Origin of the sequence: Micromonospora sp. NBC_00898 (genome assembly GCF_045207895.1) — a bacterium.
GTDB lineage: Bacteria > Actinomycetota > Actinomycetes > Mycobacteriales > Micromonosporaceae > Micromonospora.
On record NZ_CP108775.1, the window covers coordinates 2,451,914 to 2,477,975 of the forward strand.

Annotated in this window: 22 protein-coding genes and 1 pseudogene; 12 read left to right on the forward strand and 11 right to left on the reverse strand. The window is 73.2% G+C overall.

The window, feature by feature from the left end; translation table 11 throughout:
* Positions 1–124: 124 nt before the first annotated feature.
* The 8 genes from OG799_RS12015 (at position 125) to OG799_RS12050 (ending at position 7,288) form a co-directional block, all read left to right on the forward strand.
* Positions 125–658 (forward strand): DUF4352 domain-containing protein, encoded by a 534-nt coding sequence (locus tag OG799_RS12015; RefSeq protein WP_406045108.1) that lies wholly within the window; start codon positions 125–127, stop codon positions 656–658.
* Positions 659–746: 88 nt separating this feature from the next.
* Positions 747–1,304, forward strand: coding sequence for a hypothetical protein (locus OG799_RS12020; RefSeq protein WP_406045109.1), 558 nt, complete (start codon positions 747–749; stop codon positions 1,302–1,304).
* Positions 1,305–1,465: 161 nt separating this feature from the next.
* Positions 1,466–2,383, forward strand: a complete 918-nt coding sequence (locus OG799_RS12025) for a hypothetical protein (RefSeq protein WP_406045110.1) — start codon at positions 1,466–1,468, stop codon at positions 2,381–2,383.
* A 53-nt stretch (positions 2,384–2,436) separates the two neighbouring features.
* A complete protein-coding gene (locus OG799_RS12030) occupies positions 2,437–3,267 on the forward strand; it encodes a hypothetical protein (RefSeq protein ID WP_406045111.1) in 831 nt (276 codons plus the stop codon).
* A gap of 114 nt (positions 3,268–3,381) precedes the next feature.
* Entirely contained in the window at positions 3,382–5,817 is a 2,436-nt protein-coding gene (locus OG799_RS12035) for an AAA family ATPase (RefSeq protein ID WP_406045112.1), read from the forward strand.
* Positions 5,814–6,218, forward strand: a complete 405-nt coding sequence (locus OG799_RS12040) for a hypothetical protein (protein WP_406045113.1) — start codon at positions 5,814–5,816, stop codon at positions 6,216–6,218. The genes OG799_RS12035 and OG799_RS12040 overlap by 4 nt, the downstream gene beginning before the upstream one ends.
* Positions 6,215–6,691, forward strand: coding sequence for a DUF4190 domain-containing protein (locus OG799_RS12045; RefSeq protein ID WP_406045114.1), 477 nt, complete (start codon positions 6,215–6,217; stop codon positions 6,689–6,691). Before OG799_RS12040 ends, OG799_RS12045 begins: the two co-directional genes overlap by 4 nt.
* 90 nt (positions 6,692–6,781) lie before the next feature.
* Positions 6,782–7,288 carry a hypothetical protein gene (locus OG799_RS12050; protein WP_406045115.1) on the forward strand — a complete coding sequence of 169 codons (507 nt, stop codon included), beginning with the start codon at positions 6,782–6,784 and terminating at the stop codon, positions 7,286–7,288.
* 261 nt (positions 7,289–7,549) lie between these two features.
* On the opposite strand, the pseudogene OG799_RS12055 reads toward OG799_RS12050, so the two are convergent.
* A pseudogene (locus tag OG799_RS12055) lies at positions 7,550–7,758 on the reverse strand (IS3 family transposase); the annotation flags it as partial.
* Positions 7,759–7,863: 105 nt separating this feature from the next.
* Between OG799_RS12055 and OG799_RS12060 the strand changes: the two are divergent.
* Genes OG799_RS12060 through OG799_RS12070 form a run of 3 tightly spaced genes read left to right on the forward strand, consistent with a single transcriptional unit; the run spans position 7,864 to position 11,796 of the window.
* Complete coding sequence (locus OG799_RS12060; protein ID WP_406045116.1) at positions 7,864–9,876, forward strand: CocE/NonD family hydrolase; 2,013 nt, start codon at positions 7,864–7,866, stop codon at positions 9,874–9,876.
* Between the two features lie 21 nt (positions 9,877–9,897).
* A complete protein-coding gene (locus OG799_RS12065; RefSeq protein WP_406045117.1) occupies positions 9,898–11,175 on the forward strand; it encodes an MFS transporter in 1,278 nt (425 codons plus the stop codon).
* An 18-nt stretch (positions 11,176–11,193) separates the two neighbouring features.
* On the forward strand, positions 11,194–11,796 hold the full coding sequence (locus OG799_RS12070) for a TetR/AcrR family transcriptional regulator (RefSeq protein ID WP_406045118.1): 603 nt from the start codon (positions 11,194–11,196) through the stop codon (positions 11,794–11,796).
* 55 nt (positions 11,797–11,851) lie between these two features.
* Here the strand turns inward: OG799_RS12070 and OG799_RS12075 are convergent, their stop codons facing one another.
* From OG799_RS12075 to OG799_RS12095, 5 genes are read right to left on the reverse strand one after another with little or no spacing between them, the layout of a single operon-like run.
* Positions 11,852–13,021, reverse strand: coding sequence for a Glu/Leu/Phe/Val dehydrogenase dimerization domain-containing protein (locus OG799_RS12075; protein WP_406045119.1), 1,170 nt, complete (start codon positions 13,019–13,021; stop codon positions 11,852–11,854).
* Positions 13,021–14,604, reverse strand: a complete 1,584-nt coding sequence (locus tag OG799_RS12080; RefSeq protein WP_406045120.1) for a 5-guanidino-2-oxopentanoate decarboxylase — start codon at positions 14,602–14,604, stop codon at positions 13,021–13,023. Before OG799_RS12080 ends, OG799_RS12075 begins: the two co-directional genes overlap by 1 nt.
* Entirely contained in the window at positions 14,601–16,643 is a 2,043-nt protein-coding gene (locus tag OG799_RS12085; protein ID WP_406045121.1) for an acetate--CoA ligase family protein, read from the reverse strand. The genes OG799_RS12080 and OG799_RS12085 overlap by 4 nt, the downstream gene beginning before the upstream one ends.
* Positions 16,640–17,800, reverse strand: coding sequence for an acyl-CoA dehydrogenase family protein (locus OG799_RS12090; RefSeq protein WP_406045122.1), 1,161 nt, complete (start codon positions 17,798–17,800; stop codon positions 16,640–16,642). The genes OG799_RS12085 and OG799_RS12090 overlap by 4 nt, the downstream gene beginning before the upstream one ends.
* Positions 17,801–17,858: 58 nt before the next feature.
* Positions 17,859–18,923 carry a histone deacetylase family protein gene (locus OG799_RS12095; RefSeq protein ID WP_406045123.1) on the reverse strand — a complete coding sequence of 355 codons (1,065 nt, stop codon included), beginning with the start codon at positions 18,921–18,923 and terminating at the stop codon, positions 17,859–17,861.
* A gap of 78 nt (positions 18,924–19,001) precedes the next feature.
* Here OG799_RS12095 and OG799_RS12100 point away from each other — a divergent pair, with 78 nt between their 5' ends.
* On the forward strand, positions 19,002–20,045 hold the full coding sequence (locus tag OG799_RS12100) for a P1 family peptidase (RefSeq protein WP_406045124.1): 1,044 nt from the start codon (positions 19,002–19,004) through the stop codon (positions 20,043–20,045).
* Positions 20,046–20,084: 39 nt separating this feature from the next.
* On the opposite strand, the gene OG799_RS12105 is transcribed toward OG799_RS12100, so the two are convergent.
* Genes OG799_RS12105 through OG799_RS12125 form a run of 5 tightly spaced genes read right to left on the reverse strand, consistent with a single transcriptional unit; the run spans position 20,085 to position 26,048 of the window.
* On the reverse strand, positions 20,085–21,170 hold the full coding sequence (locus OG799_RS12105; RefSeq protein ID WP_406045125.1) for an ABC transporter ATP-binding protein: 1,086 nt from the start codon (positions 21,168–21,170) through the stop codon (positions 20,085–20,087).
* Positions 21,167–22,153: an ABC transporter ATP-binding protein gene (locus OG799_RS12110; protein WP_406045126.1), complete on the reverse strand. Its 987-nt coding sequence runs from the start codon at positions 22,151–22,153 to the stop codon at positions 21,167–21,169. The genes OG799_RS12105 and OG799_RS12110 overlap by 4 nt, the downstream gene beginning before the upstream one ends.
* Positions 22,150–23,082 (reverse strand): ABC transporter permease, encoded by a 933-nt coding sequence (locus OG799_RS12115; protein ID WP_406045127.1) that lies wholly within the window; start codon positions 23,080–23,082, stop codon positions 22,150–22,152. Before OG799_RS12115 ends, OG799_RS12110 begins: the two co-directional genes overlap by 4 nt.
* Positions 23,079–24,107, reverse strand: a complete 1,029-nt coding sequence (locus OG799_RS12120; RefSeq protein ID WP_406045128.1) for an ABC transporter permease — start codon at positions 24,105–24,107, stop codon at positions 23,079–23,081. The genes OG799_RS12115 and OG799_RS12120 overlap by 4 nt, the downstream gene beginning before the upstream one ends.
* Before the next feature lie 24 nt (positions 24,108–24,131).
* The gene (locus tag OG799_RS12125) at positions 24,132–26,048 is read right to left on the reverse strand and encodes an ABC transporter substrate-binding protein (protein WP_406045129.1); all 1,917 of its coding nucleotides are present in this window, start codon (positions 26,046–26,048) and stop codon (positions 24,132–24,134) included.
* Positions 26,049–26,062 lie beyond the last annotated feature (14 nt).

Consider the following 26,062-nt stretch of genomic DNA (forward strand, 5'->3'; position numbering starts at 1 on the left):
GGGTTATCGGAACAGGTTATCGCTCGTCGGCCCCCTCCTCGGCTCTCATGGGATGCAGCACCGGGACAGCCATCACCGCCGGACCGGCTGACACCCACAAAACCTCTTAAGGGAGCCAATGACCATGCGCAAGATCACCACCCTCGCCCTGATCGCCACCGGCCTCGTCGCCCTGGGCTGCGGCTCCGGCGCCACCGACGACGCCACCAGCAGCAAGGCCGACGCCGGGGGCGCCAAGGGCGAGGACAAGCCGGCGAAGACCGCGAAGATCGGCCAGGCGGCCCGGGACGGGAAGTTCGAGTTCACGGTCAAGTCGTCAAAGTGCGGCGTCGCGAAGGTCGGCACCTCGATGCTCGGCGACAAGGCCCAGGGTCAGTTCTGCCTGATCACGATCAACGTCAAGAACATCGGCAAGGAGCCGCAGACCCTCGACGGCAGCAGCCAGAAGGCCTACACCGCCAACGGCACCGAATACTCCTCCGACACCGAGGCCGGCCTCTACGCCAACAAGGAGCAGAGCACCTTCTTCGAGGAGATCAACCCCGGCAACCAGGTGACCGGCGTGTTCGTCTTCGACATCCCGAAGAACGTGAAGCTCACCAAGCTCGAACTCCACGACTCGGCGTTCTCCGGCGGCGTGACCGTCTCCCTCGCCTGATCCATCGCTCGACCCGGGGCGGGCGCCACCGCCCGCCCCGCTCCCCCGGGCACACCGCCCACCACGTCAGTTCACAGAGGAGACCGTCATGACCGACCCGATGCCGCCCGACCAGCCCGCCGAGCACTCCGCCGCTTCGATTCAACTCATGCCGCCGGCGGAGGCCGCAAACCTCGCTGACGCGGCCGAGCCGGACAGCGTCGATCACCGGCCCGCCCCTGCCCTGAACGGTCGCACCATCTTGCTGATCGCGGCCGGCGCTCTGGTGGCGCTGATGGTCGCCGGCACTGGCCTCTTCCTGGCCCTCTCCGAGAAGAGTCCAGTCCCGTCACCTCTCGTCGAGAGGAAGTCGCCGTTCGTACTGGCCAAGGAGAAGTGCGGTAGCACCATCGGCAGCGACGTCGAGCTGGGCGACGAGGGAAGAACCCTGACCCTGCACGGAGACGGCGAGGAGAGCAACGGCCTCAGCTTCGGCAAGCTGGAGTGCTACTGGTCGGAACTGAAGATGCCCGACTCGGTCAAGGAGGAACTCCTGGCCACCCGCGCTCTCGACGGCCGGCAGAGCGGCGACTGGGACGGCGTCCACGCGTCCTGGAGCTACCACCCGGACAGCGGTCTGCAGATGGTCTTCACCCTCTCCGACTGATCTGACCCGGTCCCATCCCTGCGGCGCGCGGCCGGCTGGCGGTTGATTCGTTCACGACATCAGCTCCACACCGCGCCAGCGGCAATTCCTTCCTCAGCCACCGCCCACCGGGCGGGCCGACGAGCCGTCGGCCCGCGGACACCACGCGCCTGGAGGCGACGATGACTCTCCCCCGTCCCAACTCGGTACGCACAGTCTGGGCCGGTCCCGGTCTCTGCCCACGCCGGCCGGCCGGACTCTTGCTGGCCGCGACGCTGGCGACCGTCGGCCTGGCCGGCTGCGGAGGCGACAACAGGACCACCGCCAGCCCACCCACCGCATCGGCCAGCCCTTCGGCCTCGGCGAGCGCATCCCCGACCCCGACGCCGAGCCCGACGCCGTCCGCGGACCGGGACGGCGACGGCATCCCCGACAGCAGCGACACCTATCCCGACGACCCGAAGAACGTCCCTCAGCAGGAACCCTTCGTCCTCACCTGCTACGTCACCGATGACTTCAGCGAGAGTTCGCCGTTCACCATCCTCACCGGTAAGGATGGCCGGCCGGACTTCACGGAGGTCTGGGTCGCGAAGGCGGTCTCCTGCGACGTGGGTCAGGAGATCCAGCCGGTCAGCCCGGTCGAGAAGGCGGCCTACAAGACCTCGAAGTACGACGACGGCAACATCGCCGTCCTGTACGAGATGTGCGGCGAGGTCGACACCGACGACCCATACGCCGAGGCGGGGTTTGCCGCGAGCAGCGAGCAGATCCCCGAGATCAACGCGGCGCTGACCCTCTGCCCCACCCACCCGTACGCCAAGCGCTGGCGGCAGGCCGTGCAGCGCGGCCAGGTCGACGCGGACCTGGAGGCCCAGGGGCGGCTGTTCGACTCCGGCACCTACCGGGTCGGCAAAGAGATCAAGCCCGGCACCTACGTCACCCACGACGTCGATGGCTGCTACTGGGAGCGCCAGAACAGCTCCGGAGACATCATCGACAACTACTTCACCAACAGCGCCCGCCGCGTGCAGGTCACCATCCGCTCCTCCGACTACGCCTTCCACTCGGAGAACTGCGGCGAGTGGCGCCCCGCTCGCTGACGCCGTTTCCCCGGCCAGCCCTTGTGCCCGACAACAAGACGTCAGGAGGCGTCGTGCGTCCCGATGAATTCCTCCGCGCCCTGGACCTGCTCCCCACTCCCCTGCACGACCGCGCCCTCGCCCTCCGCGGCTACGTCAAGCCCCGCCGCTGCGAGACCTGCCAGGCCGTCGGCGACGCGGTTCGGGTGGCGCTGACCGCCATCCACTACGACGAGTTCGAGTCGGCGGCGCAGCTGCTCGACACCGCCGAGCAGCTCACCACCCGGCACCACCACGCCTGCCGGCCGCAGCACCAGCCCGGCCGCGGCCAGGTCCGCCGTTGGGCGAAGACGTCCGCGCCGCTGATCGCCGCGACCGACGCCAGCTGGAAGGGGCGCGCCGGCGGCATCGGGTACGTCGCCAGCGACGGCCGTTACGGCCTGCGCAGCCGGCGCCCAGGCCGCGTCGACCCGACGGGGTTCTCCCGGGTGCTGGTCAGCGAGCTGCGGGCGGTCGAGTTCCTGTTCACCGCGTACGACACGCCGCCGGTCGGCATGACGGTGCTGGTGGACAGCCTGCCGGCCCTGAACTACCTGCACCGCTGGCAGAGCGGCGAGTCCGGGGCGATGCCCGCCGGCTACGACCTGCGCCCTCGTCACGCCGGTATGAACCCGACGCTGGTCCGGCTCGCCGAGCTGGTCGCCGGCCGCCCGGACCTGACGTTCGCGCACGTCAAGGCGCACGCCCACCACGCCCTGAACGAGGCGGCCGACAGCCTGGCGCACATGGCGCGCCGCCGGGTCGAGGAGCCGTTCGACGTACGCCCCCGGGCGCACGACCTGGTCGAGGCGTTCCTCCGCGACTGGCATGTTGCGCTGGCGGCCTGGGCGCCGATCCATAGATAAGAGCAACTTCACAGCGTCGCCGCGCCACCACCGCCAGCGAACCGGCACGAGCCGGAGCCGCCGGCACCGCACGCCCTCCCCAAACCCGCATCAGCACCAGTCGGAGGTCGCCTGATGAACCGCACCGAACCCCTGGTCGAGCTGATCTTCGAGCGGCTCGCCGCAGACCGCGTACCCGATGACATCGCCGAGGTGGTCCTCGCCGCGCTCAACGACGAGGCCGACCTGGACGCGGCGCTCGCCGGCGAGCCGACCGCGCTGGAGCCGCAGCGTACGGCGGCGGCCGAGCCGCGGGAGCGGATCTGGCTCTCCTCGGTCACCGTCGCCGGCTTCCGCGGCGTCGGCCCGGAGCGCAGCCTCGCCGTCGAACCCGGCCCGGGGCTGACCGTGGTGGTCGGCCGCAACGGCTCCGGCAAGTCCAGCTTCGCCGAGGCCGTGGAGCTGACCCTGACCGGCGACAGCGCCCGCTGGGCCGACCGCAACAGCGTCTGGCGTACCGGGTGGCGCAACCTGCACGCCGGCGACCCGTGCCGGATCGCCGTCGAGCTGCGGGTCGACGGGGTCGCCACGCCCACTCGGGTGGTCCGGTCCTGGCCGTCCGGGGCGGAGCTAGGCGAGGCCGAGGTGACCGTCACCAGTGGGCGCGGCACCCACAAGGATCTCGCCGAGCTGGGGCTGGCCCGGCCGCTGGAGCTGTACCGGCCGTTCCTCACCGCCGCCGAGCTGGGGCGGCTCACCGCCGGCACGCAGAGTCAGCTCTTCGACGCGATCTCCGCGATCCTCGGCCTGGAGGCGATCATCGACGCCGACCGGCGGCTGATGGCCGCCGCCCGGCCCGTCGACGCGGCCATCAAGGAGGTACGCACCCGGCGCGCCGCCGGCGCGGCGACGCTCGCCAAGGTGGATGACGACCGGGCTCGCAGAGCGGCCACCCTGCTCACCGCCAGCCGGCCCGATCTGACCGCGCTGGCCGCGATCCTCGACGAGCCGGACGATCCGACCGCCGACGTGACCGTGCTGATGTGCCGGCGGCTGGCCGCCCTGTCGCTGCCCGACGTCCACCAGGTGGCCGGGCTCGCCGGGCAGCTGCGGGACGCCGCCGCGAACGCCCGCCGCCACGACGGGGGACGCTCGCGGGCGTCGCTGCGCAGCGCGGAGCTGCTGCGGCTGGCCATCGAGCACCACGACGACCGGGGCGACGACGCGTGCCCGGTCTGCGCCACCGGCCGGCTCGACGGGGACTGGCGGACCCGGGCCGCCGCGGCGCTGGACGAGCTGCGCGACCGGACCCTCGCCGCGCAGGCCACCGCCGCCCGGCTCAACACGCTGGTGCAGCGGGCCTACCACCTGATCGACGACCTGGACGTACCCGACGCCGACGCGCCGGACGTGCCGCTGGCCAGGCTGCGCGACGCCGTGACGGCGCTGCGACTGGCCCCCGGCGGACCGGAGGAACTCGCCGAGCACCTGAGCGCCCGGTACCCGGCGGTCGTCGCGGCGGCGGAGGACCTCCGCTCGTACGCGAAGGCACTGCTCCGCCAGCGGGACACCGGCTGGCTGGCCGCGGCGGCGGACCTGCGTGGTTGGCTGGTCGCCGCCGGGCGGTTGCCGGAGCGGGAGCGGACCCTCGCCCGGTTGAAGGCCGCCCGGAGCTGGTTGAAGGCCACGGCGACCGAGCTGCGCAACCAGCGGGTGGCGCCGTTCGCCGAACACTCGCAGCGGATCTGGGCGCAGCTGCGCCAGGAGAGCAACGTCGAGCTGGGCGCGATGACCCTGGAGGGGGCGAACACCCGGCGACGGGTGGTCTTCCCGGTCAGCGTGGACGGCACCGACAACGGCACCGCCCTGGGCGTGATGAGCCAGGGCGAGATGCAGGCGCTCGGGCTGGCGACGTTCCTGCCGCGCAGCTGCGCGCCGGAGAGCCCGTTCCGGTTCGTCGTGGTCGACGACCCGGTGCAGAGCATGGACCCGTCGAAGGTCGACGGGCTGGCGCGGGTCCTTGCCGAACTGGCCGAGCAGCGGCAGGTGGTGGTATTCACCCACGACACCCGGCTGCCCGAGGCGGTGGAACGGCTGAACCTGGGCCAGGCCCGGATCGTCGAGGTGACCCGCGCCGAGCGGTCGGTGGTGACCCTGCGGCCGGGCTCCGACCCGGTGACCCGCTACCTGGACGACGCGTACGCGCTGTCGCGCAACGAGGAGATCGCCGCCGAGGTGCGGGGTCCGGTGGTGGCGGAGCTGTGCCGCTCGGCGTTGGAGGCGGCCTGCCACCGGATCGTGTGGCGGCAGCGGGTGGCCCGCGGAGTGCCGCACGACCAGATCGAGGCGGCCATCGTGGCCGCGTCGCGGCGGCTGACCACCACGGTCGCGCTGGCGCTCTTCGACGACGCCGACCGGGGCGGTGACGTGCTCGGACATCTGAGCCGCCGGTACGGGTCGCGGGCGGTGGGCGCGTACAAGGCGTGCAAGGAGAGCGTGCACGGGGCGTACCTGGCGGACCTGCCCGGCATGGTCGCGGACGCCCGCCACCTCGCGGCGGCCCTGTCGTGACCGCGCCGACGCCGCAGCGCTGCCTGGCGGCGGCCGACCAGTTGCTGCGCGGCGCCGGCGCGCTCGGCGCGGGCGCGGTGACCGCCGGGTGGTGGCCACGGGCGTGCGCCTGCCTGATCCGGCTCGCGCTCGAGGGCGGCATCGACGCCTACTGGCGGCGGGTCAAGCCGACGGTGGCCGCGTGCCGGCAGGGCCGGGCGAAGCAGCTCATGCTGCGCGGCCGGCTCGGGCCCGACGCCGGCGTCGCCCGCCGCGTCGCGTTCACGTGGGCGACCCTGTCGGCCGCCACGCACCACCACTGCTACGAGCTGGCGCCGACGGCCGCCGAGCTGCGTCGCCTGCACACCGAGGTGAGTGTCCTGCTCACCCAACTCGATAGAAGAACGGAACCCGAACGATGACGTACCCGCAGCCCGGCCCCGACCCCACCCGCCCACAGCCGCCGGTCCCCGCCGTCCCGAGGCCGTACCCGCCGGTTTCCGCCCTTCCCGGGCCGTACCCGCCGGCGTACGGACCTCCCGGCGCGTACCCGCCGGTCTCGGCCAGGCCCTACCAGCCCGGGGGCTACCTGCCGGCCATGCAGCGGATCGCCGTGCAGCCGCCGCTCACGTCCGGCATGGCGACGGCCTCGCTGGTGCTCGGGATCCTCGGCGTGCTCGGCGGCTGGTGCCTGTTCGGGCTGCCCTGCATCCTGGCCGTCATCCTCGGCCACCTCGGCCTGCGGGAAACCCGGGACGGCACAAGGTCCGGGCACGGCATGGCGGTCGCCGGTCTCGTCCTGGGCTACGTGTTCGTCGGCCCGATGATCGCCTTCACGGTCATGGTCTTCTTCGGCAGCGTCGTCGGGGCGGCCACCCCGACCCCGACTCCCTGACCCCCGCCCCGAGCCGGGCAGTACGATACCGGCCGCGCCTCGGCGGCCGGTCAGGTAGGTGCCACGAGGCGCCGGAAAGACAGGTGCGCCATGTTCCAGGAGAATCGCGGTCGCGCGGTGCCCGACCGGTCCGTTGAGTTGTCCCGCGAGGACACGGGCTGGGTCATCACGGCCCGGTGGCACAGCGACGTCGGATCGGCCGGCATCAACGGACCGGACGAGGTCGTCATCCGGGTCGCCGATGACGCGGCGCCCGAGGTCCGGGAACGCGGCATCACGTCGGCGGTCCTGCACCGGATGGGACGGCAGGTCGACGACATGGTGGCCGAGTTCCACGTGCTGCCGAGCGTCGGGGCGTACCAGGTGATGGTGCGCCGCTACATCGAGGGCCGGCTCGCCGAGCTCGCCCAGGAACGGGGTGCGGAAGCCGACGGCTTCGAGTCCGACCTGCTCGCCGTCTTCGTCGACCTGGCCGGTCGCGGACACGCCGACCCGCTCGGGTCGCTCGCCACGGCGACGGGCAGGTCGCAGGAATCCCTCAACTCGCTGCTCGACGTCGCCCGTAAGCGCAACCGTCACTACCGGCGCTCCGAGTGATCGACGCGGCCGCTCTGACCTCGGTCCACGCGCCCTGGTTCGGCTACCCGCCTCACGTGCCGCGGTCCAATCACTCGCCCTGGTCGAGCTGGAGGTGATGATCGCCGACGGGGGGTGAGGCGATCGCTGATCTGGCGGTGTTGCGGGACCAGGCGGACCTGTTCGTTGCGGTGGCCACCGACCCGAACGCCTGGCGGCTGCTGTCGACGTTGGACGGTGAGATGCTCGCTGCGTTGGGCGCGGCCCGGGCCCACGCTCGCCAGGGATCCCGTCCGCGGCCAGGTCGAGGACCAGCGGGTACGTCATTTTGGGGTGATCTCCCTGGCGAAGAACGCCGCCGCCCGGCGCAGGACCTCGTTTTCCTGCTCGAGCAGCTTGTTGCGCTTGCGCACCTCCCGCAGCTCGGCGGATTCGCTGCTGGTCGTGCCGGGGCGGATCCCATCGTCAACGTCGGCGATCTTCAGCCAGCGGTGCGTGCTCGCGGTTCTCGGTCGACAACCATCCTGACTGATGGCTCAGTCAGACTCTTGCCCGGCCGCCACACCAGCCTCTAGCCTGACGCACGGGGGTGAGGGATGGCAGCGCCCGAGGGAACCAGCGTCAACGTGTGGATCACGATGGACGACGGCGTGCGCCTCGCCGCGACGCTATACCTGCCCCACCCACAACCCGTGCCGTGCCTGCTCGAGGCGCTGCCGTATCGCAAGGACGACGTCACCGCCGCCTACATCAGCGAGTACGAGCGCCTCCGCGACGAGTACGGCTACGCGGTCTGCCGGGTGGACCTGCGCGGCACCGGCTCCAGCGAGGGGCGCGCCACCGACGAGTACCCGATCCGCGAGCAGGACGACCTCGTCGCGGTGATCGCCTGGGTGGCCGCGCAGCCCTGGTGCACCGGGAGCGTCGGCATGTTCGGCACCTCGTACTCCGGGTTCAACGCCATCCAGGTGGCGATGCGCCGCCCGCCGGCACTCAAGGCGATCGTGCCGATCTACGCCACCGACGACCGGTACACCGACGACGTGCACTTCATGGGCGGCTCGTTCCGGCTGCTCGACCTGATCGACTACCCGACCTACATGGTCGCGATGAACGCGCTGCCGCCGGTGCCGCGCGTATACGGGGCCGGCTGGCGGGACGAGTGGCGGCGCCGGCTCGACGCCGACGTGGCGCCCTGGTTGCTGCGCTGGATCGCCGAGCAGACCGACGGTGCGTACTGGCGGCACGGCTCGCTGCACGACCGGAGCCTCGGCGGCGCCGACTACGCGCGCTTCACCGCCGCGACGATGCTCGTGGCGGGCTGGGCCGACGGCTACCGCAACAACTCGTTCCGCACCTACCAGGCGCTCACCGCGGCCGGTACGCCGGCCCGGTTGCTGGCCGGCCCGTGGAGCCACATGTCCACCGCAACCTCCCGGCCCGGCCCACACCTGGACCTGGTCGCCGAGATGGCCCGCTGGTTCGACCGCTGGCTGCGTGACGGCACCGGCGGCGGCGGTGGTAGCACGATCGGTGCGAGCGGCGACCCGCCGGGCGGCGAGGCACCGATCGTCTACTTCGCGCGGCGTTCCGATCCGCCCGAGCCGGACGCGCCACTGGTGGCCGGCGAGTGGCGCGCCGAGTCGGACTGGCCCTCCCGGCGCGTGGGCGCGGACGTCCGCGTGCTGGGCGGCGGGCTGCACACCCATCCGGTACGGCCGGACACCGGCACCGCGGCCTGGAACAGCTGCGCCGGCCAGCTGCCGTACGGCCAGCCGACCGACCAGCGGTACGACGACGTGGCATCGCTGACGTGGGAATGGCCGGTCGACGAGCCGGACGGCTTGGAGCTGCTCGGTCACGCCCGGCTGGCCCTGCGGGTCGCCGCGGACCGGCCGGTCGCGACCGTTTCGGTGAAGCTGTGCGACGTCGCGGCGGACGGCACCTCCACCCTCATCACCCGCGGCCTGCTCAACCTCACCCACCGGCACGGCCACCGCGAGCCCCGGCCATTGACCCCGGACGAGTTCGTCGAGGTCGGGGTGGAGCTGGAGGCGACGGCCTGGACCGTGGTGCCCGGGCACCGGCTGCGGCTGGCGGTCACCGGCGTCGACTGGCCCAACACCGTCGCCCCGCCCGCCCCGGTGACGCTCCGCGTGGACGGCGACGCGAGCACGCTGGTCCTGCCGGTCGCCACAGGCCCGTCGGCGGCCGCGGTGCCGGCGGCGCTGCGGCACCTCCCGCCGCCGCGGCGCGAGGACGGAGACCACCCCGGGATCGCCTGGCGGATCAGCGACGACGTGCTCGCCCGGGTCACCACGTGCGAGGTCGACCACGGCTCGACGTACGGCATCGTCGGCGAGGGCGCGTGCACCGATCACTACGCCGGCATCGTCACCGTGGACCGCCGGCGGTGGACGCAGACCGCCTCGTCGTCGGCCTCCTTCGAGATCGCCTGGCCGGCGGCGACAGTGCGTACCGCGGCCACCGTCGACTTCACCGCCGGCGCCGAGCGGTTCGACGTGACCGTCACCGTCGAAGCGGCCGAAGGCGACACTGTACTGGCCAAGCGGACCTGGACTCAGGCCGTCCCGCGCCGGCTCGGCTGACGAGAGCTCGGGTTCCCCGCCGTGCGCACCGCCGTAACCCGCTACCGAGCTCTGTTCGCCACCCCGGGCGTGCTCCGGGTGGCGCTGCCGTCGCTGCTCGGTCGCCTGCCGATCGGCATGTCCACCCTGCTGTTCGTCCTGGTGGTGTACGCCGGCACCGGCTCGTACGGCGCCGCGGGGCTGGCCACCGCGGCGAACTCGGCGCTCACCGCCGTGACCGCCCCGGCGCTGGGCCGGCTCGCCGACCGCGGCCGGGCGGTCGCGGTGCTGGTGAGCACCGGCCTCGCCCAGGCGGCCCTGCTCGTGGCGCTCGTCCTCGCGCTGCGGTCCGACCCCGGCCTACCGCTGGTCGTCGCGCTGGCCGGGCTGGCCGGCGCGGTCAACCCGCCAATCGGCGCGGTGACCCGGGTCGTGCTCCCCCGTCTCGCGCCAGACCCGCAGGCGGTGCAGACCGCGTTCGCCCTCGACGCGATCTCCGTCGAACTGACCTACGTCCTCGGTCCGACGGTGGTCGGCGTCGTGGCGGCGGTCCTCGATCCGGACGCCGCGGCCTTGCTCGCCGCCGCCATCACCGCGGCCGGCGCCGTCGCGCTGGCGACCGCGCCCGCGGTCCGCAGCGCGTACGCGGTCCCCCGCCCGGCCGTTCCTACGCCGCGGGGCCGCCGGCACCGCGGCGGGCGTCGGCGCGGCCCGTTGCGAACCCGCGGCATGATCGTCGTGCTGGCCGTGGCGGGCCTCGAGGCGGCGGCGTACGGCGTGCTGGAGGTGGCCATCCCCGCGCACGCGGGCCACCTCGGCCAGCCCGACTCGGCCGGTGTGCTGGTGGCGGTGTGGAGCGCGGGGAGCATCATCGGCGGGCTCTGGTACTCCGGACAGACCTTCCGGATTCCGCCGAACCGGCAGTACGCGATCCTCATGTGCGCCAACCTGCTCGGCTTCGGCTCGTTGCTGCTCGCCACCGGGCTGCCGAGCCTCGGCGTGCTGCTCTTCCTCGCCGGGCTGGTGATCTCACCGACCACGGCGGTGGAGTACGCGCTGGTGACCGCGCTCGCCCCGAAAGGCGCCGAGACCGAGGCGTTCACCTGGGCGGGCACCGCGGTCTACCTGGGTTTCGCGGCCGGCAGCGCGCTGGCCGGCAGTGTGCTGTCCTCGACGCTGGCCACCGCTCGCGGGCTCACGGTCTCGACGGTCGTCGCCACCGCCCTGGTGCTCGTCGGCGCCGCACTCACCGTCGCCTACCGCCGCCGCCTCGCCACTGATTGTTCCGTCAGTCAAGTCGGAAGTATTCGCTCCCGGTGATGGGATACCGTATCGAGCGTGACGAGAGGTTCGGCCGAGGTACGCCTGGACTCGCTGCTGCGTACCGCGTGCGACGTGATTGTTGAGCGTGGCCTGGCCAACACGCGCACCGCGGACGTGGCACGGGCCGCGGGTGTCAGCCAGGCGCTGGTCTTCTACCACTTCGCAACGAAGGAGCGGCTGCTCGCACAGGCCTTCGCCTACGCCGCCGAGCAGGATCTCGCCCGGCTCGACGCGGTCGTCGGCTCCGCCGCGACGCCGCTGGAGAAGCTGAGGAAGATCCTCAAGCTGTACGCGCCGACCGGTCGCTCGAATGCCTGGGCGATGTGGATCGACGGGTGGTCGGAGTCGCTGCGGGTGCGTGAGCTGGAGAAGGTGTCCCGGCGGCTCGACCTGCGGTGGAAGGAGGCGCTGACCGACGTCATCGCGGCGGGCGTCGCCGACGGCTCCTTCACCTGCGAAGACGCGAGGGGCGCCGCGTGGCGGATCAGCGGGCTCATCGACGGGCTGGCCGTGCAGATCGCCGTGCACGAGCGGGTCATCTCCCGCCGTCAGATGGCCGACTGGGTGCGCCTCAGCGCCGCCCGGGAGCTGGGTCTGCAGCCCGACCAGCTCACCTGACCGTCCGCGGCCTCCTTCGCCCGCGCCTCCTACCGGTCCCGCTGTCCGGCGTGCGTCAGCGGAACCGGGCGGCGACCGCCTCGGCCCGTTCGGCGGACATCGCGAGCGCGGCGGTGCGCGGCGTGACGCCCGCCGACCCGGCCCGATCGAGCATCTCGGCGACGAGCCCGCGCAGGACTGTGGAGATCTTGGCGAAGGATGCCTGCGCGGTCGGCTCGATGTCGCCGAACAGCGTCCACCACCACCAGGCGTTGGTGGCGACGTTCGCCACGAAGTCCGGCACCACCGTCACGCCCCGGGCGGCGAGCGCCGCCTCCGCCGCCGGCGTCGTGGGCACGTTCGCGGCCTCGACTACCAGGCGCGCCCGCACCCCGGCCACGTTGGACTCGGTGATGACGTACGACATCGCGGCCGGCACCAGAATCTCCGCCTCGACGGTGAGCCACTCCTCGCGGGGCAGTCGCACATCGGTTGGGCGCAGCGCCGCGCGGTCCGCACAGCCGTACGCGTCGCGCGAGAGCAGCAGCCGCTCGACGTCCAGCCCGTCGGGGTTGTGCACGACGCCCTGGGCGTCGCACACGCCGACCACCGGCACGCCGGCCCGGGCCAGGTAGCGCGCCGTCGCGCCGCCCATCGAGCCGAAGCCCTGCACCATCGCCCGCGCGCCGGCGCCGGAGCCGAGCAGCCCGAGGCGCTCCGCCGCGGCGAGCGTCGCTTCGGCCACGCCGTATCCACCGACCAGGTCGGCCAGCCCGACCCCGTCCACCTCGACCGCGAAGCCGGCCTTCACCAGCGCCAGCGCGGCGTCCGGGTCGGGCAGCAGGCGCAGCGCCGCCTCGATCGTGGAGCGCAGGCCCACCTCGGCGGCCACCTCGTCCAGCACGTCCTGCCGCACCCCGAAGTCCTCGCCGGTGGACCAGTACGTCTCCAGCAGCGGCTTCATCGCAGCGAGGTACCGCCGCATCACGCCGCTAGCCTCCGGGTCGTACGGCGAGCAGTCGATGCCGCCCTTGCCCCCGCCGAAGGGCACGTACGTGTCGCCCGGCGAGTAGACGACCGCCTCCTTGAGCGTCATGCCCCGGGCCAGGTCGCGCACCTCGTCGAGGGTGCAGCCCTCGCGCATGCGCAGCCCACCGCTGGCGGCGCCGCGCACCAACCGGTCGAGGATCAGGTAGCCGCGCTTCCCGGTCACCTCGTCGGTCCACACGATCTCCAGGAACGACATCAGGGTGCATCGTCTTCCGGGACGAGGAGCAGGGAGGGGCCGGGGCGGCCGAAGGCGTCGGGCAGCTCGGCGGTGAGGTGATCCGGATCGCGGACGGTGACGCCGTACCCGCCGAGGGCGCGGGCGAGCGCGGCGAAATCGGGCACGGCCAGGTCGACCCCGAGCGGGGCGATGCCAGCCTCGCGCATCTCCGCCCGGATCTCGCCGTACCCGCCGTTGACGAAGACGACGACGGGCAGCGGGATGCCCTCCGCGGCCGCGGTGGCCAGCTCCTGCACGGAGAACATCAGCCCGCCGTCGCCGGCTATGGCGAGCACCTGGCGGGCCGGCTGCCCGATGGCCGCTCCGATGGCCGCGGGTACCGCGTAGCCGAGCGTGCCGAAGCCGGTCGGGAAGCAGAAGCCGGCCGGCACGCGCACCGGCAGGTTGCCCAGCGCGCCGTAGTAGCAGCCCATCGCGTTGTCGGCGGTCACGATCGCGTCGCGGGCGAGCACTGCGGCGACGGCGTCCAGCCACGGCAGCCAGCGCGCGCCCTCCGCGCGCGCCTGCGCCCGCAGCCGCGCGCGCCAGGCCCACGCCCGGTCATCCTCCCTGGCCGGTACGCCCCGCAGTGCCGCGCCCAGCCCGGCCACGGCGGGTGCGGCGTCCGCCGCGATCGCTATCTCGGGGCGGGCGTTGACGAGCAGCTGCGCCGGGTCGATGTCGACGCGAATCAAGCTGGCGGGGCGCGCGGGCGGGCCGTACCACCAGTCGGTGGGGGCCAGCTCGGTGCCGACGGCGAGCAGCACGTCGCAGTCGCCGACGAACTCCGCGGCCGCCGGCAGGTGCAGCGCCGAGCCGAGCGCGAGCAGGTCGTCCTCGGGCAGCACGCCCTTGCCGTTGGCGGTGGTCAGCACGGGCGCGCCGAGCCGCTCGGCGAGCACGCGCAGCTCCCCCGCGGCGCCCCGGGCGCCGCCGCCGGCGAGGATGCCCGGGCGCTCCGCCCGGGCCAGCGCGTCGGCCGCCCCGGCGACCAGCGACGGGTCGGGCGATCGGCGGGCGACCCGCAGCGGCGCCGCGATCTCGACCTCGGCGGGCTCGGCGAGCAGGTCCAGCGGGACCTCGAGGTGCACCGGGCGGGGCCGCTCCGCGGCGAACTCGGCGAACGCCTGGGCCACCGCCTCGGTGAGCTCGGCGTGGCTCGTCACGCGGTGGGCGATCCGGGTCACCGTCGACATCGCCGCTCGCTGGTCGCGCATCTCGTGCAGCAGCCCGGTGCCCCGCTGCGGGTGGTGCAGCGGCATTCCGGGTGAGACCACCAGCACCGGCACGGAGTCGGAGTACGACTGGCCGACGGCGGTGGCGATGTTGAGCAACGCCGGGCCGGTCGTGACGATCGCGACGCCGGGTCGGCCCGTGGTGCGCGCGTACCCGTCGGCGGCATAGCCGGCGCCCTGCTCGTGCCGCGGGGTGACGTGCCGGATCCCGTACCCGGTGAGATGCCGGTAGATCTCCAGGTTGTGGGTGCCCGGGATGCCGAAGACGACGTCCACGCCGTGCGCGGCGAGGCTCGCGACCAGCACCTCCCCCGCTGTGCTGTTCATCGCGCCAACTCCCAGTGGCAGTCGAGCGCGACGGCGCCGTGTGGCGTCGCGAGCACCGGGTTCAGGTCGAGTTCGGCGATCTCGGGATGGGCGGCGGCGACCCGGGACACGGCGACGATCACGTCCGCGAGGGCGTCCAGGTCGACCGCCGGCCGGCCGCGGAAGCCGGCGAGCAGCGCGGCGCCGCGCAGCCGCGCGAGCAGGTCGCGAGCGCCGTCCCGGTCGACCGGCGCCAGGTCCACGGCGGTGTCGGCGATGAGTTCGGCGTACACGCCGCCGAACCCGACCAGCAGCACGGGGCCGAATCGCGGATCCCGCCTGGCACCGACGATGAGCTCGACGCCCTCGCGCAACTCGACCATCGTCTCGACGGCGTAGCCTGCCGGCGCGAGGCGGCCGGCCATGTCGTCGAACGCGGCCGCGACCGCTGCCGCGTCGCCCAGCCCGAGCGCGACGCCCCGGACGTCGGACTTGTGCGCCAGGCCCAGCGCCTTGAGCACGACCGGGTAGCCCAGCTCACCCGCGGCGACCAGCGCGTCGTCCCGGCTTCGCACGGCCCGGGCCGGCGGGAATGCCACCCCCGCCGCGGCGAGCAGCTCCCGCCCGGCCCAGTAGGCGTCCCCGGCGACCGCCCCCACCGGGCGGGGCAGCTCGGGCGGGCCGGGACGGCGAAGGGCTGGCACGGCGGCGGCGACCGCCTGCTCGATCGCCGACCACACCGGCACGCCGCCGGCGGCGAGCCGGGCAGCGGTCGACGACCGGGCCGCCATGCTGTGCACGTACACCGGGCGGCCCGTCCGGTGCACCGCCGCGGCGATGGCGTCCGCGACCTCGCCCTCGGCCGCGGCCAGCTCCCCCGCCCCCTGCTCGCAGTAGGAGCCGAAGTACCCCGACAGCAGCACCGCGTCCACCTCGCTCGACTCGAGGACGGCGGCCACCACCGCCGCGTACGAGGTGATGTCCCGCTCGCCGCCGCCCGCCAGGTCCACGGGATTCCCCGTCGTCGCGGAGGGCGGCAGCAGCGCCGCGAGTCGGGCGGCGAGGTCGTCGCTGAAGCCTGGCACCGCGAGCCGGGCGGCGACGGCGAGGTCGGCGGCGATCACGCCGTGCCCACCGCCGTCAGCGACCACGCCCAGGCGACGGGGTGCTGCTGGGAAGACGGCGGCGCGCACGCTCGCCGGGATCGCCGCGACGCGGGTGGCCTCGATCAGCTCGGTGGGGGTGGCCACGAGCCGTACGCCGGCGGCGCGGCACGCGGCGGTCAGCACGGCGGCGTCGCCGGCGAGCGCGCCGGTGTGCGACCGGGCGGCCCGCGCGCCCTCGGCCGAGTGCCCGGCCGTCAGCAGCACGACCGGGATGCCCGCGTCCACCGCGTCGGCCGCGGCGGCGACGAACGCCCGCCCGTCGCCGACGTCCTCCAGATAGACCGCCACCGCGCGGGTGGCCGGGTGGGCCGCGCACACCCGCAGCAGCTCTACGGCGGTCACGTCGGCCGCGTTGCCGAGCGAGGCGAAGCGTGAGAAGCCCAGCCCGCCCCGACGGGCGATCGCGCCGAGCTCGAGGGCCAGGTTGCCGCTCTGCGACACCAGCGCGATGTCGCCGGCGGGTAGCTCTCCCCAGAGCAGCCGCAGCCCGGCGGCCGCGTCGGCCACCCCCATGCAGTTGGGACCGAGCAGGACCGCGCCGGCGGCGCGTACCCGGGCGGCGACCTCGGCCTGCGCGGCGGGCGACAGCCCCGCGGTGATCCCGACGACGGCCCTGGCGCCCGCGGCGAGCGCCTCGTCCACCGTCGACGGGAACTGTGCCGCCGGAGTGGCGACCACGACGAGCTCCACCGGCTCGCCGAGCGCGGCGAGTGATGGCGCGAACGACACTCCGTCCAGCGCGCCACCGCGCCGGTTGACCAGGTGCACGCTGCGCCGGTCGCGGCCGGTCAGCGCTCCGACCGACAGCCAGTAGCCCCACTTGGTCGGCTGCTCCGACGCGCCGACGACCGCCACCGAGGTCGGGGCGAAGAGCGACTCGAGCGGCCGGTTCATCTCAGCGACCGGGCAATGATCATCCGCTGGATGTCCGAGGTGCCCTCCTCGATCTCCTCCAGCTTGGCGTCGCGCATCCACTTCTCGGCGAGGAACTCCCGCGAGTAGCCCCAGCCGCCGAGCGTCTGCACCGCCGCCCAACTGCAGAACATCGCCGTCTCCGCGGCGGTGAGCTTGGCCATCGCGGATTCGGCCGTACACGGAAGGCCCGCGTCCAGGCGGCGGGCCGCGCGCCAGACCAGCAGTCGGGCGGCGTCGACCCGGGCGGCCATGTCGGCGAGCCGGAAGCCGACCGCCTGGTGCTCGATGATCGGCTTGCCGAACTGGGTGCGCTCCCGCGCGTAGTCGACGGCCAGCTCCAGGCAGGCGCGGGCCAGGCCGGTGGCGGAGGCGGCGAGCACGGTGCGGGAGATGTCGAAGGTGCGCATCAGTCCGTAGAAGCCCTGCCCCTCCGCGCCGAGCCGGTCGGCCCCGGGCACGAACACGTCGTCGAGGAAGATCTCCGTGTTGACGATGGCCCGCTGGCCCATCTTGCGCATCGGCGCGCCGAACGACAGGCCCGGCGTCCCGCGCGACAGCAGGAACGCGGTGACGCCGCGGGAGCGCAGCGCCGGGTCGAGCGTGGCGAAGACGACGTACGACTCGGCGACGCCGCCGTTGGAGATCCAGGCCTTCTGCCCGGTGAGCCGGTAGCCGCCGTCGACCCTGGTCGCCCGGGTGGTGATGGCGGCCGAGTCCGACCCGACGCCGGGCTCGGTGACGGCGAGCGCGGTCATCGGTGGATCGTCCGTGCACAGCGGACGCAGCCAGCGCTCGCACTGCTCGGCGGTGCCCAGCTCGAGCACCGGGTCGGCGAAGAACCCGCCGGAGGTGAGCAGGTTGCCGATCGCCGCGTCGGCGGCGGAGAGCTCCTCCTGCACCAGGCACTGGGTTAACACGTCGGTGAAGCCGCCGCCACCGTACTCGGCCGGGAGCATGAACCCGGTGATGCCCACCCGCGCAGCCGCCCGCCACACCTCCCACGGCGTCTCGATGTCGGCCTCGTCCACCGCGCGCGCGGCCGGTCGGATCACGTCCCGGCCGAACTGCCGGCACAGCTCCAGGATGGCCTGCTGCTCCTCGGTGAGCGGCACGAGTTCGGTGGGCAGCCGCACCATGGAAAGACCTCCGGAGCCATCTCATCCTGACTGATCACTCAGTCAACGGCGCTGCGCGTCACTTGTCAATCAGGCCGCGCAAGGTGGCCACGGTCAGCGCGCCCAGGGTGGGCAGATGGTAGCCCCCCTCGTGCACCGCGACGACCGGCACGCCGAGCTCGCCGACGAGCCCACCGCTGCAGGCGTACCCGTCGACGCTGACCCGCAGCGGGCTCTCCGGGTCGTCCTGCGCGGCGTCCACCCCGAGTGACAGCACGACTGCGCCGGGCCGGAACGCCGCGACCGCGGCGCAGATCTCGGTCAGGCCCGCCAGCCAGCCCGCGTCCCCGGTGCCCGGTGCGAGCGGCGCGTTGCGGTTGGCGCCGCGCCCGTCGCCGGCGCCGGTCTCGTCGGCGAACCCGGCGTAGTGCGGGAACCAGCCCGCGCCGGGGTCCACGTGCACCGAGCCGTAGAAGACGTCCGCCCGGTGGTAAAAAATGGCCTGCGTACCGTTGCCGTGGTGGGCGTCCACGTCGATCACCGCGACCCGCTCGACACCCGCGACCCGCAGCGCCTGCGCCGCCACCGCGGCGTTGTTGAGGTAGCACGAGCCGCCGTATCCGCCGCGGGTGGCGTGGTGGCCCGGCGGCCGGCAGATGGCGTACGCCGCCCGCTCCCCCGCGGCGATGAGGTCCGCGGCGGTCTGCGCCGCGTCAGCCGCGGCCCGGGCCGCCGCCCAGGTGCCCGGCCCGACCAGCGTCATCGTGTCGTAGCAGTAGCGGCCGGCGCGGGCGTGGATCGCGACCGGCTCGCGTACCGGCAGCCCGTCGAGCATCGCCGGCGTGGGGAACACGTACGGCACCACCCGGTCCTGGCCCGGGTCCTGGTCGAAGCCGGCCGCGAGCCACGAGTCGTGCACCGACGCCAGGTGGTCGAGGAAGGCTGGGTCGTGCACAGTGCGCACCAGCGCGTCGTCGTGGCCGGCGGCGGGCACCAGGCGGCCCCCGGCCGCGAGCACGGCGTCCCGCAGGGTCGTGGCCCGCTCGGGCAGCTCGGTCCCGGGCGTGCGGACCCCGACCCAGATCTCCGCGCCGGGCAGGTGCGCCAGGCAGTCCTCGGCCCACACCACGGGCAGATCAAGCATGAGCTTCCTCCTTGCTACGCTGCGCCGATGCTGGCTGACAGGCCCCATGCGGCTGACTTGGGAATCAGGATCGGGCTGTTGCCCAGCGGCCCGACCGGCTCGATCGTCGACGTCCCCGGGGTGGGCGTCGGCCACGCCACGGTCTGGCGGGACGAGGCCGGCCCGCCGGCCGGCCGGGGCGTCGCGCGCACCGGCGTCACCGTCATCGACCCCGGCGGCAACTGCTTCCGCGAACCTGTCCCGGCCGGCGGCGCGGTGCTCAACGGCGCCGGCGAGTGCACCGGCCTGCTGGCGGCCGCCGAGTGGGGCCTGGTCGAGACGCCGATCTTCCTGACCTCGACGATGCAGCTCGGCCGGGTCTTCGACGCCGCCTGCGAGGTGCTGATCGAGGAGGAGCCGGCGATCGGCGCGGAGGATGTGATCATCCCGGTGGTCGCCGAGTGCGACGACAGCTTCCTCAACGACGCCCGGCGGATGCAGGTCGACCGCGCCGACGTCGCGGCGGCGCTCGCCGCGGCCCGCGCCTCGGCCGGCTCCGGCGCGGCGCCCGCCGAGGGCGCGGTCGGCGCCGGTACGGGGATGAGCTGCCTGGGCTTCAAGGGCGGCATCGGTACGGCGTCTCGGGTGGTGCCGTCGGGCCACACCGTCGGAGTGCTGGCGATGACGAACTTCGGGGAGCGGGAGCGGCTCACGGTCGACGGGGTGCCGGTCGGCCGGCTGCTGCCGCCGCTGCCGCCGGGCGAGCCGGCCGCGCCGCCCGCCGGGTCCTGCATCGTCGTCGTCCTCACCGACGCGCCGATCGACCCGGCCGGCTGTGCCCGGCTGGCGCGGCGGGCCGGGCTGGGGCTGGCCCGCACCGGTTCCACCGCCCACCACGCCAGCGGCGAGATCTTCCTGGCCCTGGCGACGGGTCTGCGCGCGCCGCGCGGCGCGACCCCGCCCGGCAGCCCGCTGCCGGGGCGCGAGCTGGATCCGTTCTTCGCCGCGGTCGTGGAGGCGACCGAGGAGTCGGTGCTCAACAGCCTGCTGCAGGCGCCGACGGTCACCGGTCGCTCGGGCAACATCTCGTACGGCCTGCCCGCCGACGAGGTCGCCGCGCTGCTGCGCGCCCACGGCCGCTGACCGCTGCCCAGCCCGTCGCGATCCCGGGTGGTCATGCCGTCACGGGTCGGTGGTCGTCGCGACGGGCTCCCCGCCGGGGACTCCCACGATGCCCTCGCCCGCAGGACACCCGAGCAGGCAGGCGGCCGAGTGACCGGCGGTCGGCGCCAGCACCGGCAGCGCCTCGGTGCGGCACCGGTCGGCCACCCCGGCGCGCGCCGCCGTGCCGTCGGCCAGGGCCGGGCAGCGTGGATGGAACCGGCAACCGACCGGCACCCGGCTGGGGTCGGGAGCCTCGCCGCGCAGGATGACCGGGGTGCGGCCCACCGCCTCGGGCAGCACCGACAGCAGCGCCGCGGTGTACGGGTGCCGCGGCGCGGCGAGCACCTGCTCGGTCGGGCCCGACTCCACGATCCGGCCGAGATACATGACCGCCAGCCGGTCGGCGATGTTCCACGCGAGCCCGAGGTCGTGGGTGACCACGAGCACGGAGAGCCCGAGCTGGTCACGCAGCGAGAGCAGCAGCGCGAGGATCTCGCCCCGCACCGAGGCGTCCAGCGAGGACACCGGCTCGTCCGCGACGATGACGTCCGGGTTGAGCACGAGCGCGCCGGCGATGACGACGCGCTGACGCTGCCCGCCGGAGAGCTCGTGCGGGTAGCGAGCGAAGAAGCGCTCCGCCGGCCGCAGCCCGGCGAGGGAGAGCGCTCGGGCGACCTGCTCGCGCTCGCCGCCGGGCAGGCGGTGCACCCGCAGCCCCTCGGCGACCGCCTCGTAGACCGTGCGGCGCGGGTTCAGCGCGCCGGTCGGATCCTGCAGCACCAGTTGCACCTGCCGGCGATAAGCCTTCAACGCGCGGCTGCCGTACTGCAGCGGCGTGCCGTTGTGCCGCACCTCACCGCGCCAGGGCCGCTCGAGGCCGAGCAGCGTGCGGGCGAGGGTGGTCTTGCCGCAGCCGGATTCGCCGGCGAGCGCGACGATCTCACCCCGACCCACCGTGAGCTCGACGCCGTCGACCGCCTTTATCGGTGGTTCGGCATTGCGAGAGCGCCCACCGAACCCGACGTGCAGGTCGCGCGCCTCCAGCACCGCACCATCCGGCTGACTGCCCGGTCCCGACGCCGCCTCGCCAGCTCGCTCGCTCACTGCGCAACCTCCAGCTCGCTCGGTGCTCCGATGTGGACGCAGGCTGTCGCACGTTCCGGCCCGGCCGGCCGCAGCCGTACGTCGATCCGCTCGCACTCCGGTACCGCGACCGAACACCGCGGGTGGAACGCGCATCCGGACGGCAGCTCACGCGGGTCCGGTGGATCGCCGGGCAGCCCCCGGGGCGCCCTCCGTGACGCCATGTCCCCGATCACCGGGAACGCGGCGGCGAGCGCCTTGGCGTACGGGTGGGCGGCGTCGGTGAAGAGCCGCTCACCCGGCCCCTCCTCGACGATCCGGCCCGCGTACATCACGGCGACCCGGTCGCACATGTCGGCGAGCACGGACAGGTCGTGGCTGATCAGCAGCATCCCCACCCCGCGGTCCCGGACCAGGTCGCGCAGCAGCGCCAGGACCTGCGCCTGCACCATCACGTCGAGCGCGGTGGTGGGCTCGTCCGCGATGACCAGCTGCGGCTCGCAGGCCAGCGCCATGGCGATCATCGCCCGCTGGCGCTGCCCGCCGGAGAGCTCGTGCGGGTACGACCCGGCCCGCCAGGCCGGCACGCCCACCTGCTCGAGCAGATCCCCGGCGTGGGCCGCGGCCTTCTTGGCAGGGGTCCCGGGGCGGTGCAGCAGGATCGGTTCGGCGATCTGCTGACCGATCCGGCGCACCGGGTTGAGCCCGTGCATCGCGCCCTGGAACACGATGGACGCGGCGCTCCAGCGGACGGCGCGCAGTCGCCCCCACGACATGGTCAGCACGTCCTCGCCGGCCAGCCGAACGGCACCGGTGACCTTCGTCCCGGTCGGCAGCAGCCGCAGGACCGCGCCCGCCATCGTGGACTTGCCGCAGCCGGACTCGCCGGCGATGCCGACCGTCTCGCCCGCCCGTACGTCGAGATCGACGCCGCGCACGGCGGGCAGGTCCGCCCCGCCACTCCGGTACGTGACGTGCAGGTCTCTGATCTCCAGCAGGCTCATGCTCGCCCCTTCAGCCGCGGGTCCAGGATGCGCTCGGTCGCGCGGCCGCACAGATTGAACGCCAGCACGGTCAACGCCACCGCCACGCCCGGGAAGACCGCCCACCACCAGGCGCCCCGGCTGACCGCTCCGGCCGAGTAGGCGCCGTCGAGGACCGTGCCCCAGGACGGGCGCAACGGGTCGCCCAGGCCGAGGAAGGAGAGCGTGGTCTCGGCCAGGATCGCCAGCGACACGCAGAGCGTCGTGTTGGCGAAGACGACGGGCATGACGTTGGGCAGGATGTGCCGGGTGACCTGGTGCCAGTGACCGCCGCCCAGCGCCCGGGCCCGCTCCAGGTACGGCCGACCCTCCACCGCCATCGCCTGGGCTCGCACGAGGCGCGCGGTGCCCGGCCACGACGTGATGCCGATGACGACGATCACCGCGATGATCTGGGGCAGGTCCGGCCAGCGCTCCCGGAGCACCGTCGCCAGCACGATCGCCAGCGGCAGGAACGGGAGCACGAGAAAGAAGTCGGTCATCCGGTCGAGCAACCCGCCCGGGCGGCCGCGGAAATGGCCGGCGGCAACCCCGACCACGGTGCCGATCACCATCGAGATGACGGTCGACGTAAGGCCGACCAGCAGGGAGATCCGGCTCCCCCAGATGATCAGGCCGAGGATCGAGCGCCCATCCTCATCGGTGCCGAGCAGGTAGTCCAGCGACGGTGCGCCCATCGACGGGCCGGGCGCCCGCGTCACCCGCAGCGAGTCCTCGTTGACCAGCAGCGGCGCGGCGAGCGCCAGGACGATCCAGAACAGCATGAGGACGAGCCCGACCATGCCCTCCCAGTCGCGGCGGTATGCCGCCCAGAACTCGCTCAGCGCCTGCGTGCGTCGCTGCCAGGCGAGCGCGCGCGCCGACGGCGGTATGGCCGTGTGCCCGGTCACGACAGCCTGACCCGCGGGTCGAGCAGCGGGTAGAGCAGGTCGGCAAGCAGGTTCATCAGGATCACCGCCACGGAGAAGACGAGGAACAGCCCCTGCAGCAGCGGGATGTCCGGCCCGCGCAGCGCCTCGTACGACAGCAGGCCCAGCCCGGGCCAGCTGTACACGGTCTCAACCGTGATCGCGCCGGAGACCACGAAGCCGAGGCTGAGGAAGAACAGGGTCAGCGTGGGCAGCAGCGCGTTGGGCAACGCGTGCCGGGTGAGCACCTGGTCATCGCGGAGCCCCTTGGCGCGGGCGGTGGTGAGGTAGTCCGCGTACCGCTCGTCGAGCACGGACGACCGCATGATCAGGGAGTACTGAGCGATGTAGACCAGGGTCAGCGTGGTGCACGGCAACACCAGATGCCACACCGTGTCGAGCACCGGATTGACGCCGCCGCGCGGGTCGGTCAGGCCGCCCCCGGGGAAGATGTTCAGCGCCGCGGGCGAGGCGAAGACGAGCAGCAGGAGCAGCCCCAACCACCACTCGGGCAAGGAGTACAGCCCGATCGCCGCGCTCGTGGTGCCCTTGTCGAACGCCTGGCCGTGGCGCCAGCCCGACCGCGCACCCAACCAGATGCCGATCACGGCGGCGAGCACGAGCGAGGTGCCGGAGAGCAGCAGGGTCGGCCAGATCCGGTCGGCCAGCAGCTCCACGATGGGCCGGTTGCCCTGCGACCAGGAATCGCCGAGGTTACCCCGCAGCGTCTCCTTGAGGTACTTGCCGAACTGGACCGGCCAGGGGTCGTCGAGGCCGAGCTGGCTCCGCAGCTGTGCCAGCCGCTGCGGGTTGGCCTGCCGGCCGCGCAGGAAGGTCTTGGCGGGGTCGCCGGGCATCATCCGGAAGAGCACGAAGTTGAAGACCAGCACGAAGCCGAGCGTGAGCGTCGCGCCGGCCAGCTTGCGCACCACCCAGGTCCCGATCCCGGCCCGGAGGCGGCGCCGCCGCGCGCCGCCCCCGTCCTCCGAGCTCGATGCCGTCGCCAAGGTCGCCACCGAGATTGCCACTGGTTACTCCCGCTCGTCCGTGGTCGACCGGCGGCGGTTGCGCAGCATCAGGCTGGCCAGGCCGGCCAGCACGACCGCGCCCGCGCCCACGCCGAGGTACAGGCCGAGGTTGGCGTCGTCGCGCTTGGGCTGGGCGACGGGTTCGATCATCCGGTACGTGTAGGTGCCGTACTGGAACACGATCGAGCCGCCATCGCTCGGCTGGCGCTGGAAGCCGGTGAACCGGTCGTTGCGGTACGCCTCGAGGTTGTCGTACGCCCAGGTGACCGAGTATGCGACATCGTCGTACAGCATCTTCTGGGCCTGCTTGACGACCTCCACCCGCGAGGCCGGGTCGAGGATCGTCTTCTGCTTGGCGTACAGCTTGTCGTACTCCGGGTTGCAGTAGAAGCTGTCCGACCAGCCCGCGGCGACCTTTCCGTCCTCCTCGTACGAGCGCTGCTCGCAGGTGAAGACGGAGAGCTCGAAGTCGGGATCGGGCTCGACGACCCAGCCCCACTGGAACATGTCGAAGTTACCCTGCCCGATGGTCTCGGTCAGATTGTCCTCGGACATGATCTGCACGTTGACCTTGATGCCGATCTCGCCGAGCCAGTCGCGCACGTACTCGACCGCCTTCTTGCTCTCCTCCGAGCTCTCCCGGCCGAAGAGGCGGAACTCGAGCTTGCGGCCGTCCTTGGCCCGGATGCCGTCGGCGCCCTTGGCGTAGCCGGCCGCATCGAGGATCTGGTTGGCCTTGGCCAGGTCGAACTGGCGCAGCTCGGAGCCCGGGTCGTAGCGCAGGCTCGGGTAGATCGGCGGGATCACGCTGGTCTCCGCCGTGCCGCGGTTGTGCAACACCTTGTCCAGCAGCGTCTTGCGGTCGATCGCGTAGTCGATCGCGAGGCGCACCTGCTTGTCCCGCAGCGCCGGGTGGCCGTCGCCGATCTTCTTGCCCTCGACCGTCTGCGCGCCCAGGTTGTACGCGATCTCGCTGAAACCGGAGTACTTCGACGAGCTGGCGGTGATGCCCGGGACGTTCTGCAGCGACTCGAACACGCCGGAGTTGATGTCGTTGAGCATGTCGATCTCGCCCTTCTTCAGGGCGTTCGCCATGGCCTCGTCGTTGGCGAAGACGCGGAAGATCAGCTCATCGATCTTCGGCGCGCCACCCCAGTACTCCTTGTTGGCGGCGAACCGGTAGTACTGGCCCTTCTTCGCCTCGACCAGCCGGAACGGGCCGCTGCCAACCGGGTTGTCGGTGTTGGGGAAGTCCTTGACCTTGGCCGAAGGCGTGTTCCGCCACACGTGTTCCGGCACGATCGGTACCGCCATCCGCAGCATGCTCGGGCTCGGCTCACTCGTCGTGAACACCACGGTGTAGTCGTCGGTCGCCTGGACCTTCGTGAGGTTCGTGATGTAGTTGCCGTAGGCGGAGTTCTCCTGCTCGCCGTCCTTGACCCGGTTGAACGTGTACACCACGTCCTTCGCGGTCAACGGCTGCCCGTCGGACCACTTCACACCCTGTCGAAGATGGAAGGTCCAGGTCTTGCCGTCGGCGCTGGTCTCCCACTTCTCCGCCAGGCCGGGCACCGGCGAGAAGTCCGTCTGGCTCGAGCCGGTGAGGTAGTCGTACATCAACTGGTACGACTCGTACGCGGACGCGACGAGGCCGACGAACGGGTTGAGCGAGTCGATGTCCTGCTTGATGCCGAGCACGAAGCTGGTGCGGGTATGCGGCGGCGCGGAGCCCTCGGCGGTGGGCGTGGGCGACGCCGTCTCCTCGGCGGCGGCCGGCATCGCGGGCAGCGTGGCGAGCGCGGCGAGCGCGGCGGCGACCATCGCCGCGACCGCGCCTCGCCGCAGCCGCCCGCGCCGGACTCGGGTGGGCCGGAAGCTGGCTGACTGAACAGTCAGCCTTTCCGGTGAGGTGCTGCTCATCGGTTCCTCCGTTG